The sequence below is a fragment of the Pseudanabaena sp. FACHB-2040 genome (assembly GCF_014696715.1).
Classification (GTDB): domain Bacteria; phylum Cyanobacteriota; class Cyanobacteriia; order Phormidesmidales; family Phormidesmidaceae; genus JACVSF01.
In genome coordinates, this window is the sequence record NZ_JACJQO010000006.1 from 44,958 (window position 1) to 63,556 (window position 18,599).

The 18,599-nt window shown below is 54.4% G+C and carries 3 protein-coding genes; 1 reads left to right on the plus strand and 2 read right to left on the minus strand.

Features of this window, described 5'->3' with window-relative positions:
- Nucleotides 1-48: 48 nt before the first annotated feature.
- Nucleotides 49-14,574 carry an Ig-like domain-containing protein gene (locus tag H6G13_RS09715; protein ID WP_190483011.1) on the minus strand — a complete coding sequence of 4,842 codons (14,526 nt, stop codon included), beginning with the start codon at nt 14,572-14,574 and terminating at the stop codon, nt 49-51.
- A gap of 644 nt (nt 14,575-15,218) precedes the next feature.
- On the opposite strand from H6G13_RS09715, the gene H6G13_RS09720 reads away from it, so the two are divergent.
- On the plus strand, nt 15,219-17,048 hold the full coding sequence (locus tag H6G13_RS09720) for an SLC13 family permease (protein ID WP_347277456.1): 1,830 nt from the start codon (nt 15,219-15,221) through the stop codon (nt 17,046-17,048).
- A 118-nt stretch (nt 17,049-17,166) separates the two neighbouring features.
- Here the strand turns inward: H6G13_RS09720 and H6G13_RS09725 are convergent, their stop codons facing one another.
- A complete protein-coding gene (locus tag H6G13_RS09725; protein ID WP_190483013.1) occupies nt 17,167-18,384 on the minus strand; it encodes a metallophosphoesterase in 1,218 nt (405 codons plus the stop codon).
- Nucleotides 18,385-18,599: the final 215 nt, after the last annotated feature.

Here is an 18,599-nt window from a genome sequence, read left to right on the forward strand (position 1 = left end):
GATCTGTAAAAGGTGGGTAGATGGGTTGAGATTCAAAAAACTGCAAATTTATAGAGCTGTTCTGCCTTCCTGATAGCCGAACTGGATATAGTGGCGAGTAGCCGCTTCAAGATCGTTGCCCAGAGTCACCTGCAGATCCGGGTAGCGGCTGAGGTAGGCTTTTTCATCAAATGAATCTGCTGCTCGTCCTTCTCCTGCACCTAGCGTGATGTAATGCTGGGTAGCTGCTGCCAAGTTATAGCCATAGGTTTTGATCAAATCACTATAGGAAGCCAGGTAGTCGTCTGCCTGGAATGTGACCGTGCGCCCTTCGCTGTAGCCGTTTTGCAGATAGTGCTGACGACCCGCGACCGGATTGTACCCAAAGGTTGTGATTAAATCTCTGTGAGAGGCAATGTAAGCAGCCGCGTCAAAGCCCAGCAGCGGATCTCGACCCTCGGTATAGCCATGCTCGATGTAGTGCCGGGTCGCGGCAGCGGTATCCGTACCAAAGGCCGCTTTGAGATCGGAGTAGGCATTGAGGTAAAGCTGGGGCTTAAACAGGTTGGTTGCACGTCCCTCTGAGTACCCATGCTCAATGTAGTGCCGGGTCGCAGCTTCCAGACCGTAACCAAATGCCTCCATAAGATCGCCATTGGAAGCCAGATAGATATCTTCAGAGAAGGTGTCTATTGAGCGCCCTTCTCGCCAACCCGTCTGCTCATAGTGCTGCTTAGCGGCTGTCAGGTTGTAGCCAAAAGCGGCGATGAGATCGGGGTGAGAAGCTAGGTAATCGTCGTATTTATCAACAGGCAGGGTAGGGTTCGGCGTAGACGTTCCCACCGCAGAGGCATTGGTGGAGCTCAATAGATTGCCTGAACTCAAGGAATTGCTGCTAGGGGGAGAGGTGTAGATAGGCGTAAAGAGAAAGTGCCGGGCTCCCAACGTGTTGGCATTGACATCTCGCAGCAAGGCCAGGGGTTGGGGGCCGCCTATGTTGACCAGAACCTGAGTATCTCGCCCTACCTGCTGAAGCTGAATGGCGCTGCTGAAGCTGCCAGCACGGTTAAACAGAGCACTGACGTCGATGCGATCAAACAAAATTTCAAAGTCAACAATCGTATCGCCCAGATCGCCTGGACCCTGGTATTTGAAGACGTCTGCTCCCTGCCCCCCAATCAGGATATCTGCGCCAGCTCCGCCAATAAGGATGTCGTTGCCGCGCCCGCCGTTTAGGGTGTCGTTGCCTTCGCCGCCAATCAGCCAGTCGTCGCCAGAGCCGCCCATCAGCACATCATTGCCGGAGCCGCCGTCAAGAAAGTCGTTGCCGCTGCCGCCGCTGATCACATCACTACCAGCGCCACCTCGAATCAAGTCCGGGCCACTGCCGCCGTTCAACATATCGTTGCCGTCGCCGCCGTCAATCAAGTCAATGTCGCTACCGCCATTGATGATGTCGTTGCCGCCGTAGCCATAGAACGCATCGGGGTCGCTCAAGCCGCTGATGCCGCCATTAGGGTCTACTCCCGTGACAATGTCGTCGCCAGGGGTGCCGCTCCCCGTATTGGCGATGCTGCTCTGGAGGTAGTCAGGGATGCCGTCGCCATTGCTGTCTTTGGGACTCGGAATCGCTATACCGCCGCTGCCGAAGCTGGTATCGTTGCCATCGATTGAGTCTTTCAGCCCATCGCGATCGCGATCTGTTCCATCTACCCGGCCGTCGTTGTTAGTGTCAATGGCCTGGGGATTGCCGCTCTCTTTTAAGTCACTGGTGCCATCGTTGTCACTATCGAGATCGCGGTAGTTGGGAGTGCTGTCGCGGTCAGTGTCAAGCACCGGCAAGGGGGAGCCGCCGTTGTTGCCGTCTACGCTGTCGGCTAAGCCGTCGCGGTCAGTGTCGATGAAGTTATCTACTAAGGCATCGCCATCGGCATCGCGGCCGCCTGCCTCCACCAAATCGGAAATGCCATCATCATCGCTGTCTAGATCCTGAAAGTTGGGCACCCCGTCGCTATCTGTGTCCAGCAAGGCATAGCGGATAGTACCTGAATCGGGGCTAGTTTCAACTCGGTCGGGAATACCGTTGCTGCCGACTGGCCCATCAACCCGGCCATCACCATCAGCATCTGGCGCACCATGTCCTGCCTCTACATAGTCGGGAATACCGTCATTATCGGTGTCTAGATCAACGTAGTCAGGAATACCGTCGCCATCGGTATCGGTGGGGCTAGTCAGCGGGTCGTTGTCGCCATCAAGGTTCTTATCCTCGTCGCGATCTAGAATGCCATCGTTGTCATCATCAAGGTCATTGCTGTCAATAATGCCATCGTTGTCGCTGTCCCATTGCACTCTGGTAGTAGCTGGGATGCTATCGGCCTTACCATCATTGACAACAATTTGAATGTTGCGATCGCGCCGATCAGGAGCCTGAGCCGTGTTGTCGTAGCCAATCGCTGCCAGCGCCGCCTGATATGCCGAGAGCGATGCACTTCCAGTTAAAACCAGCTGACCGGTTGCAGAGTCGTAGGCGCTTGCAGTAATCCCAGACGGCAAGGCTCCCAGCAACACCAGCTTGTCAGCCGAGCCATTAAAGCGATCGACCAGTGTCAGCGTCACCTTTTGCAAAAGAGTATTGTCTACATCGCTGATTTGAGCCGCTCCTGGAGCTAGGGCAACCGCTCCAGCCAAGGGAGAGTACCGAGCGACATAGTCGCTACCAGCGTCACCCCCATTGAGATCTAGAACCGGGGCATCATTTCTGCCATTGATGGTGATAGCAAGGCTGGCTGTATGAGTGCCGCCCTGGCCATCGTTCAATGTGTAGGTAAAGGTGTCTAGAAGGGTTTGACCATCATTGAGGGCCTGCACTGCTGGACTGGCGTTATTCAGCGTGTAGGTGTAGGTACCGTCGGTGTTCCAGCTCAAGCTGCCGTAGCTGCCTATGACAGACTGGGCCGGATCAGTGACGGCATTAGCCCCGTGGCTAATGCCGCTAATGCTAAGCACGTCGCCGTCTGGGTCACTGTCTACGTCGCTGCCGTCGTTATCAGTAATTAGGTTGCCGCTGCGAGTAAGCGCGACGTCTTCATCGACGCTGCCAGTATTGTTAGTTGCAATCGGGACAGGGTTTGTAACACTCCAGGTAAAGGTTTGAGTCGCCTGCTCTCCACTGTTATCGGTAGCGGTGACGGCTATTGTGTAGACACCATTGCTGCCAGGGCCTCCTTGAGAAGCATTGCGGTCGATAGTGCCGCTAATAATGCCTGTAGTCGGATCCAGGTCTAAACCCAGAGGCAGCCCTGTAGCACTAAATGTGAGGGCATCAGTCGTATCGACATCGCTGAAGTTGCCCGATACATCAAAGTTGACTACGCCTTGGTCAACGCTGCTTTGATTGCTCAGTGCAGTTGATAGCGGAGCATCGTTTTTGCCGTTGACGGTGATGACCAGTGTTGCAGTGCTGGTGCCACCCTGACCATCGCTCAGTGTATAGGTAAAAGTGTCAGTCAGAATCTCATTCTCATTGAGGCTCTGCACTGCTGAGTTGGCATTGCTCAGCACATAGGTGTAGGTGCCATCGCTGTTCCAGTTCAGGCCACCGTAATTGCCTATGACATCTTGATTGGGGTCTGTAACCGTGGTGGTGCCATGGGTGATAGCGCTGATGATGAGAGGGTCGCCATCAGGGTCACTGTCCACACCGCTACCGTCGTTGTCGGTAATGAGGTTGCCGTTGCGGGTTAGGGTGCCGTCTTCACCCACACTGCCAACGTTTTTAGTAGCTGTGGGAGCTGGGTTCGCAACCGCCCAAGTGAAGGATTGAGAGGTGGTTGCACCATTGTTGTCTGTTGCAGTGACAGCCACAGTGTAGAGGCCGTTGTTGCCACCCTGAGAAGCGCTGCGGTCAATCGTGCCACTGATAATGCCTGTAATTGGGTCGAGAGTTAATCCTGTAGGCAAACCTGTGGCGCTGTAGGTGAGGGTACCAGCGGTATCAGGGTCACTAAAATTGCCCGATAAATTGAGATTAACTACACCCTGGTCAACACTACTTTGATTGCTCAATACTGTTGACAGTGGGGCATCGTTGCTGCCTTTAACGGTAATAGTCAGCGTTGCGCTGTTAATGCCGCCTTGGCCATCGCTCACACTGTAGGTGAATGTGTCTGTCAGAGTTTCGTTTTCATCAAGGGCCTGCACCGCCGAATTAGCATTGTCTAGCGTGTAGGTGTAGGTGCCGTCACTATTCCAGCTCAGGCTGCCGTATCTACCTGATACAGGTTGGGTCGGGTCGGTAACTGTGGCTCTCTCGGTTTGAATAGCGGTGACAATCAGTGGATCGCCATCAGGATCGTTGTCTATACCAGAACCTTCGTTGGCACTGATCAAGTTGCCACTGCGTATCAAAGTGCCATCTTCAACTACGCTGCCAGCATTGTTGGTAGCCGTAGGCGCAGGATTCGTTACAGCCCAAGTGAAAGATTGGGTGGTTTGTTCTCCGTTATCGTCAGTTGCGGTAACAGCAATGGTGTAGACGCCGTTGCTGCCACCCTGAGAAGCGCTGCGGTCGATCGTGCCGCTGATAATGCCTGTGGCTGGGTCAATAGCCAAGCCCGTTGGTAGGCCTGTAGCGCTGAAGATGAGATTGTCGGTAGCGTCGGGGTCGCTGAAGTTACCTGATAGGTCAAGATTAACTACGCCTCGGTCAACGCTGCTTTGAGCAATTAACAGTGTTGACAGCGGAGCATCATTCTTCCCGTTGACGGTAATAGTTAGCGTTGCGGTGCTAATACCACCTTGGCCATCGTTCACGGTGTAGGTGAACGTATCAGTCAGAATCTCATTCTCATCCAGAGATTGCACTGCTGGATTAGTATTGTCCAGCGTGTAGGTGTAGGTGCCGTCGCTGTTCCAGGTCAGGCTACCGTAGCTACCAGCAACAGGTTGGGCTGGGTCATTGACTGTGGTGGTGCTGTGGGTGATGGCGCTGACGCTGAGCGGGTCGCCATCAGGGTCACTGTCTACGCCGCTGCTATCGTTGTCAGTGATGAGGTTGCCGCTACGGATTAGGGTGTCGCCGCCGTCCTCACTCACGCTGGCAGCATTGTTGGTAGCCGTAGGAGCCGGGTTCGTGACAACCCAGGCGAAAGATTGAGAGGTGGTTGCACCATTGTTGTCTGTTGCAGTGACGACCACGGTGTAGATACCGTTGTTGCCGCCCTGGGAAGCGCTGCGGTCAATCGTGCCACTGATGATGCCTGTAGCGGGGTCAATAGCCAATCCCGCTGGTAGGCCTGTAGCGCTGAAGATGAGTTTGTCGGTAGCGTCGGGATCCTTGAAGTTGCCCGCTAGGTCAAGATTAACTACGCCTTGGTCAAGGCTGCTTTGACTGCTCAGTGCAGTTGATAGCGGAGCATCGTTTTTGCCATTGACGGTGATAGCCAGTGTTGCGGTATTAGTGCCACCCTGGCCATCATTCACAGTGTAGGTGAACGTATCGGTCAGGCTCTTATTCTCATCAAGGGCCTGCACTGCTAGGTTAGCGTTGTCTAGTGTGTAGGTGTAGGTGCCATTGGTATTCCAGGTCAGACTACCGTAGCTACCAGCAACAGGTTGGGCTGGGTCATTGACCGTGGTGGTGCCGTGGGTAATAGCGCTGACGCTGAGCGGGTCGCCATCAGGGTCACTGTCTACGCCGCTGCCATCGTTGTCAGTGATGAGGTTACCGCTGCGGATTAGGGTATCGCCGTCCTCACTAACATTGGCAAAGTTGTTGGTAGCCGTAGGAACCGGGTTCGCAACTGTCCAGGCGAAAGATCGAGTTGTGGTTGCACCATTGTTGTCTGTTGCAGTGACAGCCACAGTGTAGAGGCCGTTGTTGCCGCCCTGGGAAGCGCTACGGTCAACCGTGCCACTGATAATTCCTGTAGTAGGGTCGAGGATTAACCCTGGGGGCAGACCTGTAGCACTGAAGATGAGCTTGCCAGCGGTATCAGGGTCACTGAAGTTGCTCGATAGGTTGAGATTGACTACGCCTTGGTCAACGCTGCTTTGATCAATTAATGGTGTTGAGAGCGGAGCATCATTCTTCCCGTTGATGGTGATGGTTAGCGTTGCGGTGCTAGTGCCGCCCTGGCCATCACTTACGGTGTAGGTGAACGTATCGGTTAGAGTTTCATTGTCATCGAGGGCCTGTACCGCTGAATTAGTATTGTTCAGCGTGTAGGTATAGGTACCGTTGCTGTTCCAATTCAGGCTACCGTAGCTACCTGCGACATCCTGATTGGGGTCAGTGATTGTGGTGGTGCCGTGGGTGATGGCGCTAATGCTGAGCGGGTCGCCATCAGGGTCACTGTCCACGCCGCTACTGTCGTTGTCGGTAATGAGGTTGCCGTTGCGGGTTAGGGTGCCGTCTTCACCTACGTTGCCTGCGTTGTTGGTAGCGGTAGGAGCTGGGTTCGCGATTGTCCAGGTGAAGGATTGAGAGGTGGTTGCACCATTGTTATCTGTTGCAGTGATAGCCACGGTGTAGAGGCCGTTGCTGCCGCCTTGGGAAGCGCTGCGGTCAATCGTGCCGCTGATAATTCCTGTAGTAGGGTCGAGGGTTAACCCTGGGGGCAGACCCGTAGCACTGAAGATGAGCTTGCCAGCGGTATCAGGGTCGCTGAAGTTGCCCGATAGGTTGAGATTGACTACGTCTTGGTCAACGCTGCTTTGACTGCTCAGTGCAGTTGACACCGGAACATCATTTTTGCCATTGACGGTAATAGCCAGTGTTGCGGTGTTAGTGCCACCCTGGCCATCGTTCACAGTGTAGGTGAACGTATCGATTAGGGTTTCATTCTCATCCAGAGCCTGCACTGCTGAATTAGTATTGTCCAGCGTGTAGGTATAGGTGCCGTCGCTGTTCCAATTCAAGCTACCGTAGCTACCTGCGACATCCTGATTGGGGTCAGTGACTGTAGTGTTGCCGCGGGTGATGGCGCTGACGCTGAGCGGGTCGCCATCAGGGTCGCTGTCTACGCCGCTGCCATCGTTGTCGGTAATGAGGTTGCCGCTGCGGGTTAGGGTGCCGTCTTCACCTACGTTGCCTGCGTTGTTGGTAGCGGTGGGAGCTGGGTTCGCGATTGTCCAGGTGAAGGATTGAGAGGTGGTTGCACCATTGTTGTCTGTTGCGGTGACAGCCACAGTGTAAATGCCATTAACCCCGCCTTGGGAAGCACTGCGGTCAATTGTGCCGCTGATAATGCCTGTAGCTGGAGCAATAGTTAAGCCCGCTGGCAGACCTGTAGCGCTGTAAGTGAGCTTGTCAGTGGTATCGGGGTCGCTGAAGCTGCTTGATAGGTCGAGACTGACTATGCCTTGGTCAACACTGCTTTGACTATTTAACGCTATTGACAACGGGGTATCGTTTCTGCCGTTGATGGTGATAGCCAGTGTTGCATTGCTGGTGCCACCCTGGCCATCGCTCACGGTGTAGGTGAACGTATCGGTTAGGGTTTCATTGTCATCGAGGGCCTGCACTGCTGGGCTGACGTTATTCAGCGTGTAAGTGTAGGTGCCGTTGCTATTCCAGGCCAAGCTACCGTAGCTGCCGGTAACAGGTTGACCGGGGTTGGTAGCGGTCGTTGCCCCTTTTTGAATAGCTATGATGCTGAGTGAGTCACCATCGGGGTCGCTGTCTACACCGCTGCCATCGTTGTCGGTAATGAGGTTGCCGCTGCGGATTAAAGTCCCGTCTTCGCCCACGCTGCTAGCGTTGTTGGTAGCGGTGGGAGCCGGATTTGCGATTGTCCAGGTGAAGAATTGGGTCGCTTTTTCCCCGTTATTGTCAGTTGCGGTAACGGCCACAGTGTAGATGCCGTTACTGCCAGGACCGCTCTGGGAAGCACTGCGATCAATCGTGCCGCTGATAATGCCTGTTATCGGGTCGAGGATTAACCCTGCGGGTAAACCTGTGGCGCTGTAGGTGAGGATGTCAGTGGTATCGGGGTCACTGAAGCTGCCTTTGATATTGAGGTTGACGATGCCTTTATCGAGGCTGCTTTGGTTGGCTAATACTGTGGCAACAGGCGCATCATTTTTACCGTTGATTGTGATGGTCAGGGATGCAGTGTTAGTGCCGCCCCGACCGTCGCTGATGGTGTAGGTGAAGCTGTCGGTTAGGGTCTCATTTTCATCAAGGGCCTGCACTGCTGGGCTGGCGTTGTTCAGGGTATAGGCGTAGGTGCCGTCGCTGTTCCAATTAAGGCTGCCATAGGTACCGGCAATGTCTTGATTGGGGTCGGTGACGGTGGTGGTGCCTTTGCTAAACTGGGTGACGACCAGTGCTCCGGGGTTGTCGAGGTCGGTGTCGTTAGTAAGAACGTTGCCGCTGGAGGGTGCGATCGCATCCTCCACCACGCTATTGCTGTCATTAACCGCGATTGGAGTATCGTTGACCGGAGTGACTACTAGGATTTTGGTCGCGATCAGGCTATTGAGTGCGCCATCGTTAACCCTAAAGGAGATTGTGCGGTTGGCGTTGCTGGGGGTGTCGCTAGTATTGGTGTAGGTGATCGCCCGCAGTGCCGCCTGCCACTGAGATAGGGTCGCCGTTGCCCCAATAGAGATGAAGCTGAGCTGTCCTGTCTCAACGTTGTAGCTGCCGCTGATGTTGCCGTAGAGGGCAGGGCTGGTGTTGGTAAAGGCTAAAACATCTTTATCTGCCTCAAACCCACCCGTAATAGCAACCGTGGCAGACGCTAGCGTGAGGTTATCGACATCTCCTACGGTTAGAGCTGCATCGATGACCACGGGAGTTGAGGCAATGTTGTTGCCCTCAGTAAAGGAGGCGGTGCCGCTGCTGGTGACTACTACAGGAGCATCGTTGACAGCCTGCACTGTGACGATGCTGGTGACGGTGTTGGACAGGTTGTTGGCTGCTTGGCCGTCGTTGACCTGAAAGGTAATCGTGCGTGAGGTTTTGGAGTTGTTGTAGTCGGTGGGGTTTTCGTTGATTGAGGAGTAGGTAGCCGACTGCAAGACTGCCTGCATGTTGGTCAGAGTGCCGCCACTGAGGTTGTAGGCTCCGCTGCCCTGGTTGGTGACCGTGATGCCAGTACCGCTTGTCGCAAAGGTAAGCTGATCGCCGCTAAAGAAGTTGGTGATTCTAACCGTTGCCGTAACTTGGTCGGTTACCTCGGTGCGGCCAATCTCCACGTCGCTAACGCCAGTGATGCCGCTACCAACGGCACTACCGCTGCTGTTCTCAACGTAGGTGGAGGTAATGTCACTGCCGCTGATGACTGGATTGTCGTTAACTGCGTTAACGGTAGTCATCAGAGTAGTGATGTTGGTTGACCAGCCGCTGGTGCCGCCGACGCTGCCCAGGTTGACCGCGCTGCCTGCCGTAAAGCCGTTGCCGTCAGAGAAGCGCACTGTCAGTTTGCCAGGTTCGCCGTTATAGTTAGCAGCGGGCAAAAAACGCAGTGAAGCTGTGGCTGCCAGCACCAAAGCGCTGGCGTCGCTCAATCCTGCAGTCGGAATATTGGTCCATGTGCCGGTGCTGCCGTTTCTGTACTGCCAGGTGCCCTGTATTAGGCTGTCGGCTGCGTTGCCGGTAATAGCAATGCCTGCAAAGGTCGTGGCGCTGCTGGCACCACCAGTCACAATGTTCCGGTTATCTAAAGCATCGCTGTATTTGCTACCAAAGAGCGATGAAATTGTAGCTCCAACCGGATTAGTAGCGTCTTCGTTGATGCTAACAAGGGCAGCTGCGGTACCAGGAGTGCTAATGGTGGGGGCATCGTTAACAGCGGTAACTCCCCCTGTGCCGATGAGAATCGAAGTGGTGGACCAGGCACCTGTAGAACCGGTACCGCCATTGCTGCTGAGATCTTTTCTCTGGCCCAGGCTGGCAGCCGTACTGGCGGTAATAGCCGCACTGGCGTCGGCCAGATACACAGCTAAGGTGCCGGGAGTGCCGTGAAAATTAGTAGCTGGAACAAAGCGGATCTCCCGGTTACTGGGAAAGACCAGTGCTGCGGTCAGCGAAAGCCCGCTGTTGGGAATGTCGATCCAGCCAGTGCCGCCGTCGCTCACCTGCCAGATTCCCTGACCTCCGGTGTAGCTGTTGCTGCCGATGATGGCAATGTAGCTGAGGCCGGTAGCCGTATTACCGCCACCATTGCCGGCCTGGTTATCAGTGAGGTCGCTGTAGCTGGGACCTAGTAGCGTAGAGAGCAGTGTACCGGAGGGGGTGGTGTCTTCTGCGATCGCACCCACACTCACGTTGCCGCTGGCCGTCGGCTGGTCGTTGACTGGATTGACGATAAGAGCGATGGTTTTGCTGTCGGTCTGTTCACCGCCCGCGCCCGTATTGCCCCGGTCATTAACCTCAAGAGTGATGTTGGCAGTGCCGTGGTAGTTGACAACGGGCGTGAAAATCAGGCCGTCGAGGGCGGCGTTGATTTGGGCTTTGGTGCCTTCTAGCGTCAGGATGCCGGTGCCGGTGCCGCTTACGGTAGTGCCGTCGGCTCCTACCAGCGACAGGGTGCCCTTGGTGGCTGTGATGGTCGCCCTGAGGTTGTTGGCTCCAAAATCGTCGGCGTCGGTAAAACTGAATAGGTTGCCTGCTCCGGTCAGGGTGATCGAGCTGTCTTCGCTGACGTTCAGGCTATTAGTTGGAGCGGCAACAATCGGTGCGTCATTGCTGCTAGAAACATTGACATTGATCGTCTTGCTGACGGTTGGGCTGCCGCCCACGCTGCCGGTGCCTTCGGCTCCATTGTTGCCGTCGTCTACCGTAACCGTTAGCTGCACGCTGGCATCGATATTGGTGATGGCTGGGAGATAGCTCAGCAGGCCAAGGGTGGCATTGACATCGGCCCGCGTTCCTTGAATAGTGATCGTGCTGCCACCCAGGGTGACATTGGCACTGCCACTCGGGACGGCAAGCAGCGTGCCAAACAGGCTGTTGCTAGTGGCCAACGTGGCCTTGACCGTTACCTTAAAGAAATCAGCTGCACCTTGGGAGAGGTCCTTGGCGTCGTCGATTGCGATCGCGCCTGTCAGAAAGGTTAGAGGGCTGCCGCTAGCAATTACCTGAACCGCTGTTGGTACCTGTAGCGTGGGCGAATCGTTGATCGGGTTAACGGTAATACCGACCGTTTGAGTTGCAGTCTTGGCGGGTCCTGGCCCAGTATTACCGTTGTCGTTGACCGTTACGGTTAGCGTTGCGGGTCCGTTGTAGTCAGCCGTAGGGGTATAAACCAGGCTGGCCAGTGCAGCGTTGATCTGAGCCTTGGTGCCTGTGAGAGTCAGTGCTGCCGTTCCGCTGCCGGTAGCTCCTGGCAGTGACAGAATGCCTTTGCCCGTGTCGACCGCAACGGTGGCTGTCAGGGCTGCCCCAAAATCATCGGCATCGCCAACCGTAATCAGACCCGCTGCTGCCGCGCTAAAAGCCAGCGCCAGATCCTCATTCACTGCTGCCGTAAGCGGCGTGGTGAGGGTAGGGACATCGTTGTCGTTGCTAGCGTTGATTTGAATCGTCTTAGTGACAATCGTGCTGTAGCCGGGGGGCAGCGGGTTGGGGTCGCGGCCGCCGTTGTTGAGATCGTTTACCGTTACGACCAGGTCGAAGGTTTTGTCGAGATCGTTAATGACGATCACCTGAAGACCTTCTAGTGCTGCATCAACAGCCTGCTTTGTGCCTTGAAAGGTGATTTTGGACTGTCCGTTTACGGTTCCACTGAGGAAGGTCAGGCCCATAATGGAGGGTAGGCTGAGCGTTCCCTCCAGAGTAGTTGCACCGGCATAGCGCAGGTCCAGCGTGACTTGCAGGATGTCGACTTCGCCGATGTCTACTGAAAGCAGATCGGGATCCGTTATGGTGATCGCGTTGCCCTTGGCAGTGCTAAAAACAAAGGGGGCGACTGTATTAAAGGTCTGCGCCGCAGTGGGCACGGTAAGAGTGGGAGCATCGTTTACCGTGGGATTGACGCTGATAGCGTAGCTGCCAGGAACTATGCCGCCGCCCCCGTCGCGCACCTCAAACCTAAACAGGTCGCTAAAGTTTTCTGAATCGTCGTGCTGATACTCAATCAGTCCATCATCGAGATCCTTCTGGGTGAAGACGCTGCCCACTCCCAGAACCGCGCCGCCCCTCAGGAGCTTCCCAAAAGCAACCTTTTGGGTAATGCGGTACTGCCGCTGAAGGGTGTTGTTGTCGGGATCGGCGTAGACCAAATGGGCCTCGCCAGGCGCGTGGATTGATCCTTTGATGGTGCCTTTTTCCCCTTCAGCTACCTTCAAGCTGATGGCAGAGGAAAAGGCCGGATTATCATTGAGCTTGGCGATGTTGATGTTAACAGTTCTAGCAGAACTCAGAGGATTGGCCGCACCGGAGTTGTCGTCTGCTTGAACTTGAAAGCTGTCGGCAAAGTTTTCGCTGCCATCGTGTAGGTAACGCAGCCTGCCGTTATCGAGCTGGGCCTTGGTGATTACGGTCGCAGCGGTCACGGCGACAAAGCCAGCGCCCTGATCAACTTGCAGGATGCCATAATCGGGCAGGTCTAACACCTTGAACGTCAGGCTGTTGGGGGCGGCAAAGCCAATGCCAACCTTATCCCCGCTGCCGTCTACATCGCTGAGGGCAATGTGGGTGTTGTTGAGGACAACGGTGCCCCCTTCTACTACAAAGGGAGAGCCTTGGGTTGCGATCTCAGGCGCATCATTTTGAGGCGTTACATCAATCGCAAAGACGAAGGGAACCCCGCCGTTAGAGACTACGTTGCTGCCGTCACTCAGCGTAAAGTTGAAGCCATCAATAAAGACCTCATTACCGTCGTGAATAAAGGTCAGTAGACCGTCATTAATATCTTTTTGAGTAAAGCTTTGATAAGCGTTGAGCTGATTGCCGTTCAGCAGCAGCTTGCCGCCAGTCGGTATCGACATCAGGCGAAAGATAATCTGCTCTGGCGGGCTGTCGCTATCAATAACTGTTAACTTGACAGCATCAATTGTAATGGTGGCCCCTTCGTTGAGCTGGCCTCCAGTGTTGACGACATTGGCTCCAGTATTAATGTCTACGGCGGGGGGTAGGCTGGTGGGTCTTTCGGGAAAACTGCCAGCGTCAGCGCCAGCGCCTGTCAGGTTTCTAACACTGAAATTAAAGGTTAGCTCTGACAGCGGCGTAGTCTGGCCCGCGTCGGGGTAAATGCCGCCCTCACGCAAGCTGGGCCAAACTCTCAGTTCCCCATCCCGCACGGTGAATCTAAAACTGTCGGTAACTGCTGTGCTGCCGGCGCTGTTGAGAAAGTAGTAAGAGATCTTGCCGCTATTGAGATCGCTCTGGGTAAACGAAGCGCCTACCCCCATACGGCGCAGGGTGCCGTTGTCGGCATAGAGGACGAGGCCCTGATTAGGTAGGGCCGTTACGGTGTAGGTAAGCTGCTGATTGCTAGAGTCGGGGTCGGCGACCTGAAGCATGGCACTGGTCAGCTGCACCTGCCGCACGCCGTCCAAGCTGGCCCCAGTATTTCTGACAAGCACCGGGTCATCGTTGTCGGCAATGATATTGAGGCGAATAGTGGCCGTTACAGTAGCAGGCGTTGCTGTGCCACCGCCATCGTCTGTAACCCGCACGTTGAAGCCGTCGTTGGGGGGAAAGCCGCCGTTCTGATCGTTGCCATTGTGGCTGTAGGTAAGATTGGCCAGGTCACTGGCCGTTAGAATCTGCCCGGTCACAACTGCTGTGCCGTTTGCCTTGAGCACTCCATCGCTGGGCAGGCTCAAAATTTGCAGGCTAAAGGGCTGGCTTTGGTCAGGATCACTCAAGGTAATGGTGACCGGATGATCCTGCTCACCTTCAAAGACAGTGTTTTGACCCGTGACAGCTGTTGGTTGGTTGACGGGTGTAACTATAATCGGCAGAGTTGTCGGCGGCACCAATCCGCCAGCGCCATCCTCCACCGTTACTTGAAAGCCATCCAGGGTGCCGCTAGCGCCTAGCGCTTGGCTGCCGTCGTGGTGGTACACCAGTTGGGCAATTTGGTCGGAGGAGAAGGTTGAACCCACTACCACCGGAGCCCCGCCGTGGGTTAGGTAGCCTCGGGTGGGCAGGCTGTGAATTTTGACGATCAGCTGAACCGGCTGGTTATCTGCATCAATCAGCCCTAAATTGGTCGCTGCAAAGGAAACCGTGCCGCCCTCGCCAACCGTGACAGCGCCAGGAGATAGGGCTGGTTCATCATTAACGGCAGTGACATTGAGATTGATGGTTTTGCTAGCCGTCTGGTCACCATCGTTGACACCCAGGGTAAGCACCGCTGGGCCATAGTAGTTAGCAGCAGGGTTAAAGACCAGGCCGGCCAGCGCCACATTAATATCAACCAGCGACCCAGAAAAGCTGAGGCTACTTGTGTTTAAGCCAATCAGCCCAGTTAAACCAGTTGTGGTGCCTAGACCTAAAGTGCCGTTAGTTACTGTTAGCGTAACGGTCTGGTTTTCTCCATCTAGATCGGCAATGGTAAGACCCGTCAAGCTGAAGGGAGTGTCTTCGGGAGTGGTTCGGAGGATGGTTACAGTGTCGGTAATGGTAGGTACGTGGGTCATGGCACTCTCTTCAAACAGAAAAGTAAACACAAAAAATAGGCACCGAAAACAGAATTCCCGGCAGGCGAGCAGGAGGTAGACAAGGCTCTTCAGGGAGTTGAGTGGAGCTTCCTTGAAGTAGACTCAGTCGCTTATAGTTGCCATCTCACAGCCTGAAATCACCTGGACAGCTGAGAGAAATAAAGTTGGTGGACAGAAACGTTGTAAAACCTTTGGCGGGGGAGACAGTCTTTTCTATTAGGAACAGTTACTTAGTTTTGATAGCCACCTTGATGGAAAATCCGCTAGGCGTGCTCCTCATTGACTGGGTTGAAAATAGAGTTCCCAGCTACTGTTAAATTTTCTCTAGCGATTAAGTCCTGTACGCCAACAAATTTTGTCTAGAAGCTTTTCAGGGAGTATTTTGAAAGAGGGAACAGTGAATCTGGTGGGTGTGGAATTGCGATCGCACAGTCCCCGAACCCCCGAAGAACAGATGGTCCTAAGATCAAATCGGTGAGCGCCTAATGCAAAATACACCCAATGCAAAATATAGAGTTGGGGCTTCTTGACTAGACGCGTGGATTTCTAACCTAGAAAGGGCTCTGGCCGTGGTAGATTATTCCTTCTGCTGCCCAACCGAAAGCACCTGTTGAATGATCACTTTGGTCAATCCCATCTTTCTGACGCTGCTAGTCGTCGTGCTAGCCCTCGTAGCCTTTGTGGTTGAGTGGTTTCCCATCGACATCACGGCTCTGATGGTAGCAATTGTGCTGATTCTGCTGGGTCTGGTGACTCCTGAAGAGGGCATTTCTGGCTTTGGTAACTCGGCCACTATCACCGTCATGTGCATGTTCATCCTGAGTTCGGGCATTGCCCGAACAGGGCTTCTTCAGGTAGCGCGAAACTTTTTGGTTCAATGGGGCGGCAAAAACCCTAGCCGGCAAATTCTAGTCATGGGGGCTCTTGTTGGCCCAATGACAGCATTTATCAACAACACGGCGGTTGTAGCGGTATTTTTGCCGATTGTGGAGGATTGGTGCAAAAAACAGCGGATTTCGCCGTCCAAATTGTTGATCCCCCTTTCCTATGCCACGGTGCTGGGCGGCATGATTACGGTCATTGGCACATCTACCAACGTTTTGGCGAGCGGTATTTCCCAACAGCTTGGGTATGGCGAGTTTAGTCTGTTTCAGTTCACAACGCTGGGCATCATCACATTTCTAGTGGGGTTGACGTATCTTTCTCTGGTTGCTCCCCGACTGCTGCCCAATCGCAGGCCGCCAGCCAGCCAGTCTCTAAGCCAAGACTATGGTCTAGATGATTACGTGACAGAGCTGGTGATCACGCCCGACTCTAACCTGATTGGTCAAACTTTACGGGCCAGTGAACTGCAGCGCCGCTATGACATCGATGTGCTAGAGCTGTTTCGGCAGGGGTCTCACTTTCCGCCGCCTTTGGCAGACAAGGTACTGACAGCAGGCGATATTTTGCTGGTGCGGGGCACACGAGAGGATTTGATCCAGATCCGCAGTCAGAGGGGGTTGGACCTGGTTTCTGACCGTCACCTGCAGGCTGATGCTCTAGATGAGGCCAGAGATGAGGTTATAGATCCAGATCTCAGCTCCAGCGAGGAAAAAATTGCAGAAGTGATGATCCTGTCGAACTCTCGGCTAAGTGGCTCCACCCTTAAAGAACTGCGGTTTCGACAGCGCTACAACGCAACAGTGCTGGCTATTCGTCGAGGGCAAGAACTGATTCGGGAGCGGATGGGACGAGTGCCGCTGCGCTTTGGCGACCTACTGCTGGTGCAAGGCCCCAAAGACAGCATTCTAGGATTGCAAACTACACGAGAACTGTTGGTCCTAGATCAGCGCGATGCTGAAACCATGAGGCCGGATAAGGCCTGGATTGCCTTAGCGATCATGCTAGGCGTCATTGCTGCTGCAGCCTTTAGCTGGATGCCGATTTTGGTGTCTGCCCTGGTTGGCGTCGTGCTCATGATCTTGACCGGGTGCTTGCGACCAGGAGAAATTTACGGTGCAGTGCGTTGGGACATTATCTTTCTGCTAGCAGGGCTGATTCCGCTAGGGGTCGCGATGCAGAAGTCGGGGGCGACTGATTGGCTGGCAACCCAGCTAGTCGCAGCAGGAGGGCAGCTCTCGGACTACTGGATTTTGCTGTTTTTCTATGTGGTTACGCTGCTGCTGACAGAAATTTTGTCGAATAATGCAACAGTCGTGCTGATGCTGCCGGTGGCAGTGGAGGTGGCTAATAAACTGAACCTCAATCCCTTTGCTTTTATGTTTGCGGTTACGTTTGCTGCCTCTAACAGCTATATGACTCCGATTGGTTACCAGACCAATACAATGGTCTATGGTCCTGGCGGCTACCGGTTTTTCGACTTTACTCGGGTAGGGCTGCCGCTTAGCGTAATTCAAGCCATCATGACACCGCTGCTGATCATTTTGCTCTACGGGCTGCAGCCAGTTTAGGGAAGCACTATTCTACGCTGCACTAGCCTGGTTTAGAATTAGCGATCGCACCTCCCCAAGCCCCATAGCAATATTTAAAGCGCAGGTAGCTCGCTATAGTGTAGACAGGGTAGAAATCCTAAGCCCGACATAAGTCAGCACTCAAGCGGCTTTCACAGGCGGATAGTTCCGAGGCCGTCAAGTCTTCTGCATCAACATCGCGGCGCAACACTCTACCGTTGTGGCCTGTAATCTGCCGGGGCAGCTGCTCCAGCTCAATCAGCTGAAGCGTTTGCATGTCGTAGGTGGTGTAGGTCGTCAGATCGGGGGAGGCAAAGCTGATATCCATCACGGTCAAGGCTTTTTGGGGCGGCAGTTGACTGTCAATAAATGGACGTGGCCCAGAGCCTAAAATGCCTGTGTGTAAAAGCTGTAGCTGACCTTTGTGAGCAGGGTAGTAGGCGTGCTGGTGACCACTGATGTAGGTGTGAACCTGATGTCGCTCCAACATTTCCTGCAGTGAGTCGGCATTGGCTAGAACTTCACCCGGCTTGTCGCGCCCCACAGCAATACCGTAGAGGGGCAAGTGTCCTAGCAAAATCTTGAGTTTGGCCGACTGGGCTGCGGGGCTCTCTAGCGCCTGCTCAACCCAATCGAGTTTGTCTTGAGGTAGCAAGTGAGATGAACCATCCCAAGCCAGAAAGAAAAGGTCGTCTAACTTGAAGGTGTAATAGAACGGAAACTCGTAGCGATCGACGAACTCAACGCCAGGATCATGGCCTGGATCGATCCAGTAGTCCGTCGCCACCTGCCGCTCGCGCTCAAACAAAAAACTGCCCGACGCACTCTGAGCGCTTGATGCATCATGATTGCCAACGGTAAATCCAAAGGGCAGCTTTGCTTGCCGCAAAGGGGCTGTAACGTGTTCGTCAAAAGCTGCCCACATAGCCTTGAGCTGATCTTCAGAGAGGGTTGGGTTTTGTCCAGCCACCATGTCGCCGCTGCATACCACGAGATCGGGCTGCCAGAAGGGCAGCAGCGTCATGGCTTTATCCACTTCAGGATCGTAATCGGTCGAGCCGTAGGCACTGTTTAAGTCGCTGATGACGACTAGGCGCACGTCACCTCGGGGCGGGTTGTAGAGGCCGTTTGGCTCTGCACTGGCAACGATAGCCTCTGTTGCAGGGGGCAGCGGCATTTCTTTGGGGACGGGAACTGCTGCCTGGGAAGTGTCCACGGTGGGGGAACTAGTGACTGGAGGCGTTTGCTCAGAGAGGCAAGCCTGGAGCGCCACGACCAGAAAAAACCCTACCAAGATGCCGAGGAAAATTCGCAATAGCGATCGCCAAAACCGCATAAGTAATCGTGCTCAGCGTGAACTATGGGCAACTGAACCCCCTATAAATAACGCACAAAAAAGAGATACTTACAACCCGCTACCCAACTCACCTATAGCTATGCCCTGCAAGAGGTGAAGTTGCCGCTACAGAAATAGCGGTAGGTGAGTGCGATCGCAACGAGAGACCAAGTTTCTTCAAGAAACCCGGTCTCTCGCTGTATCTCTTTTTGCAC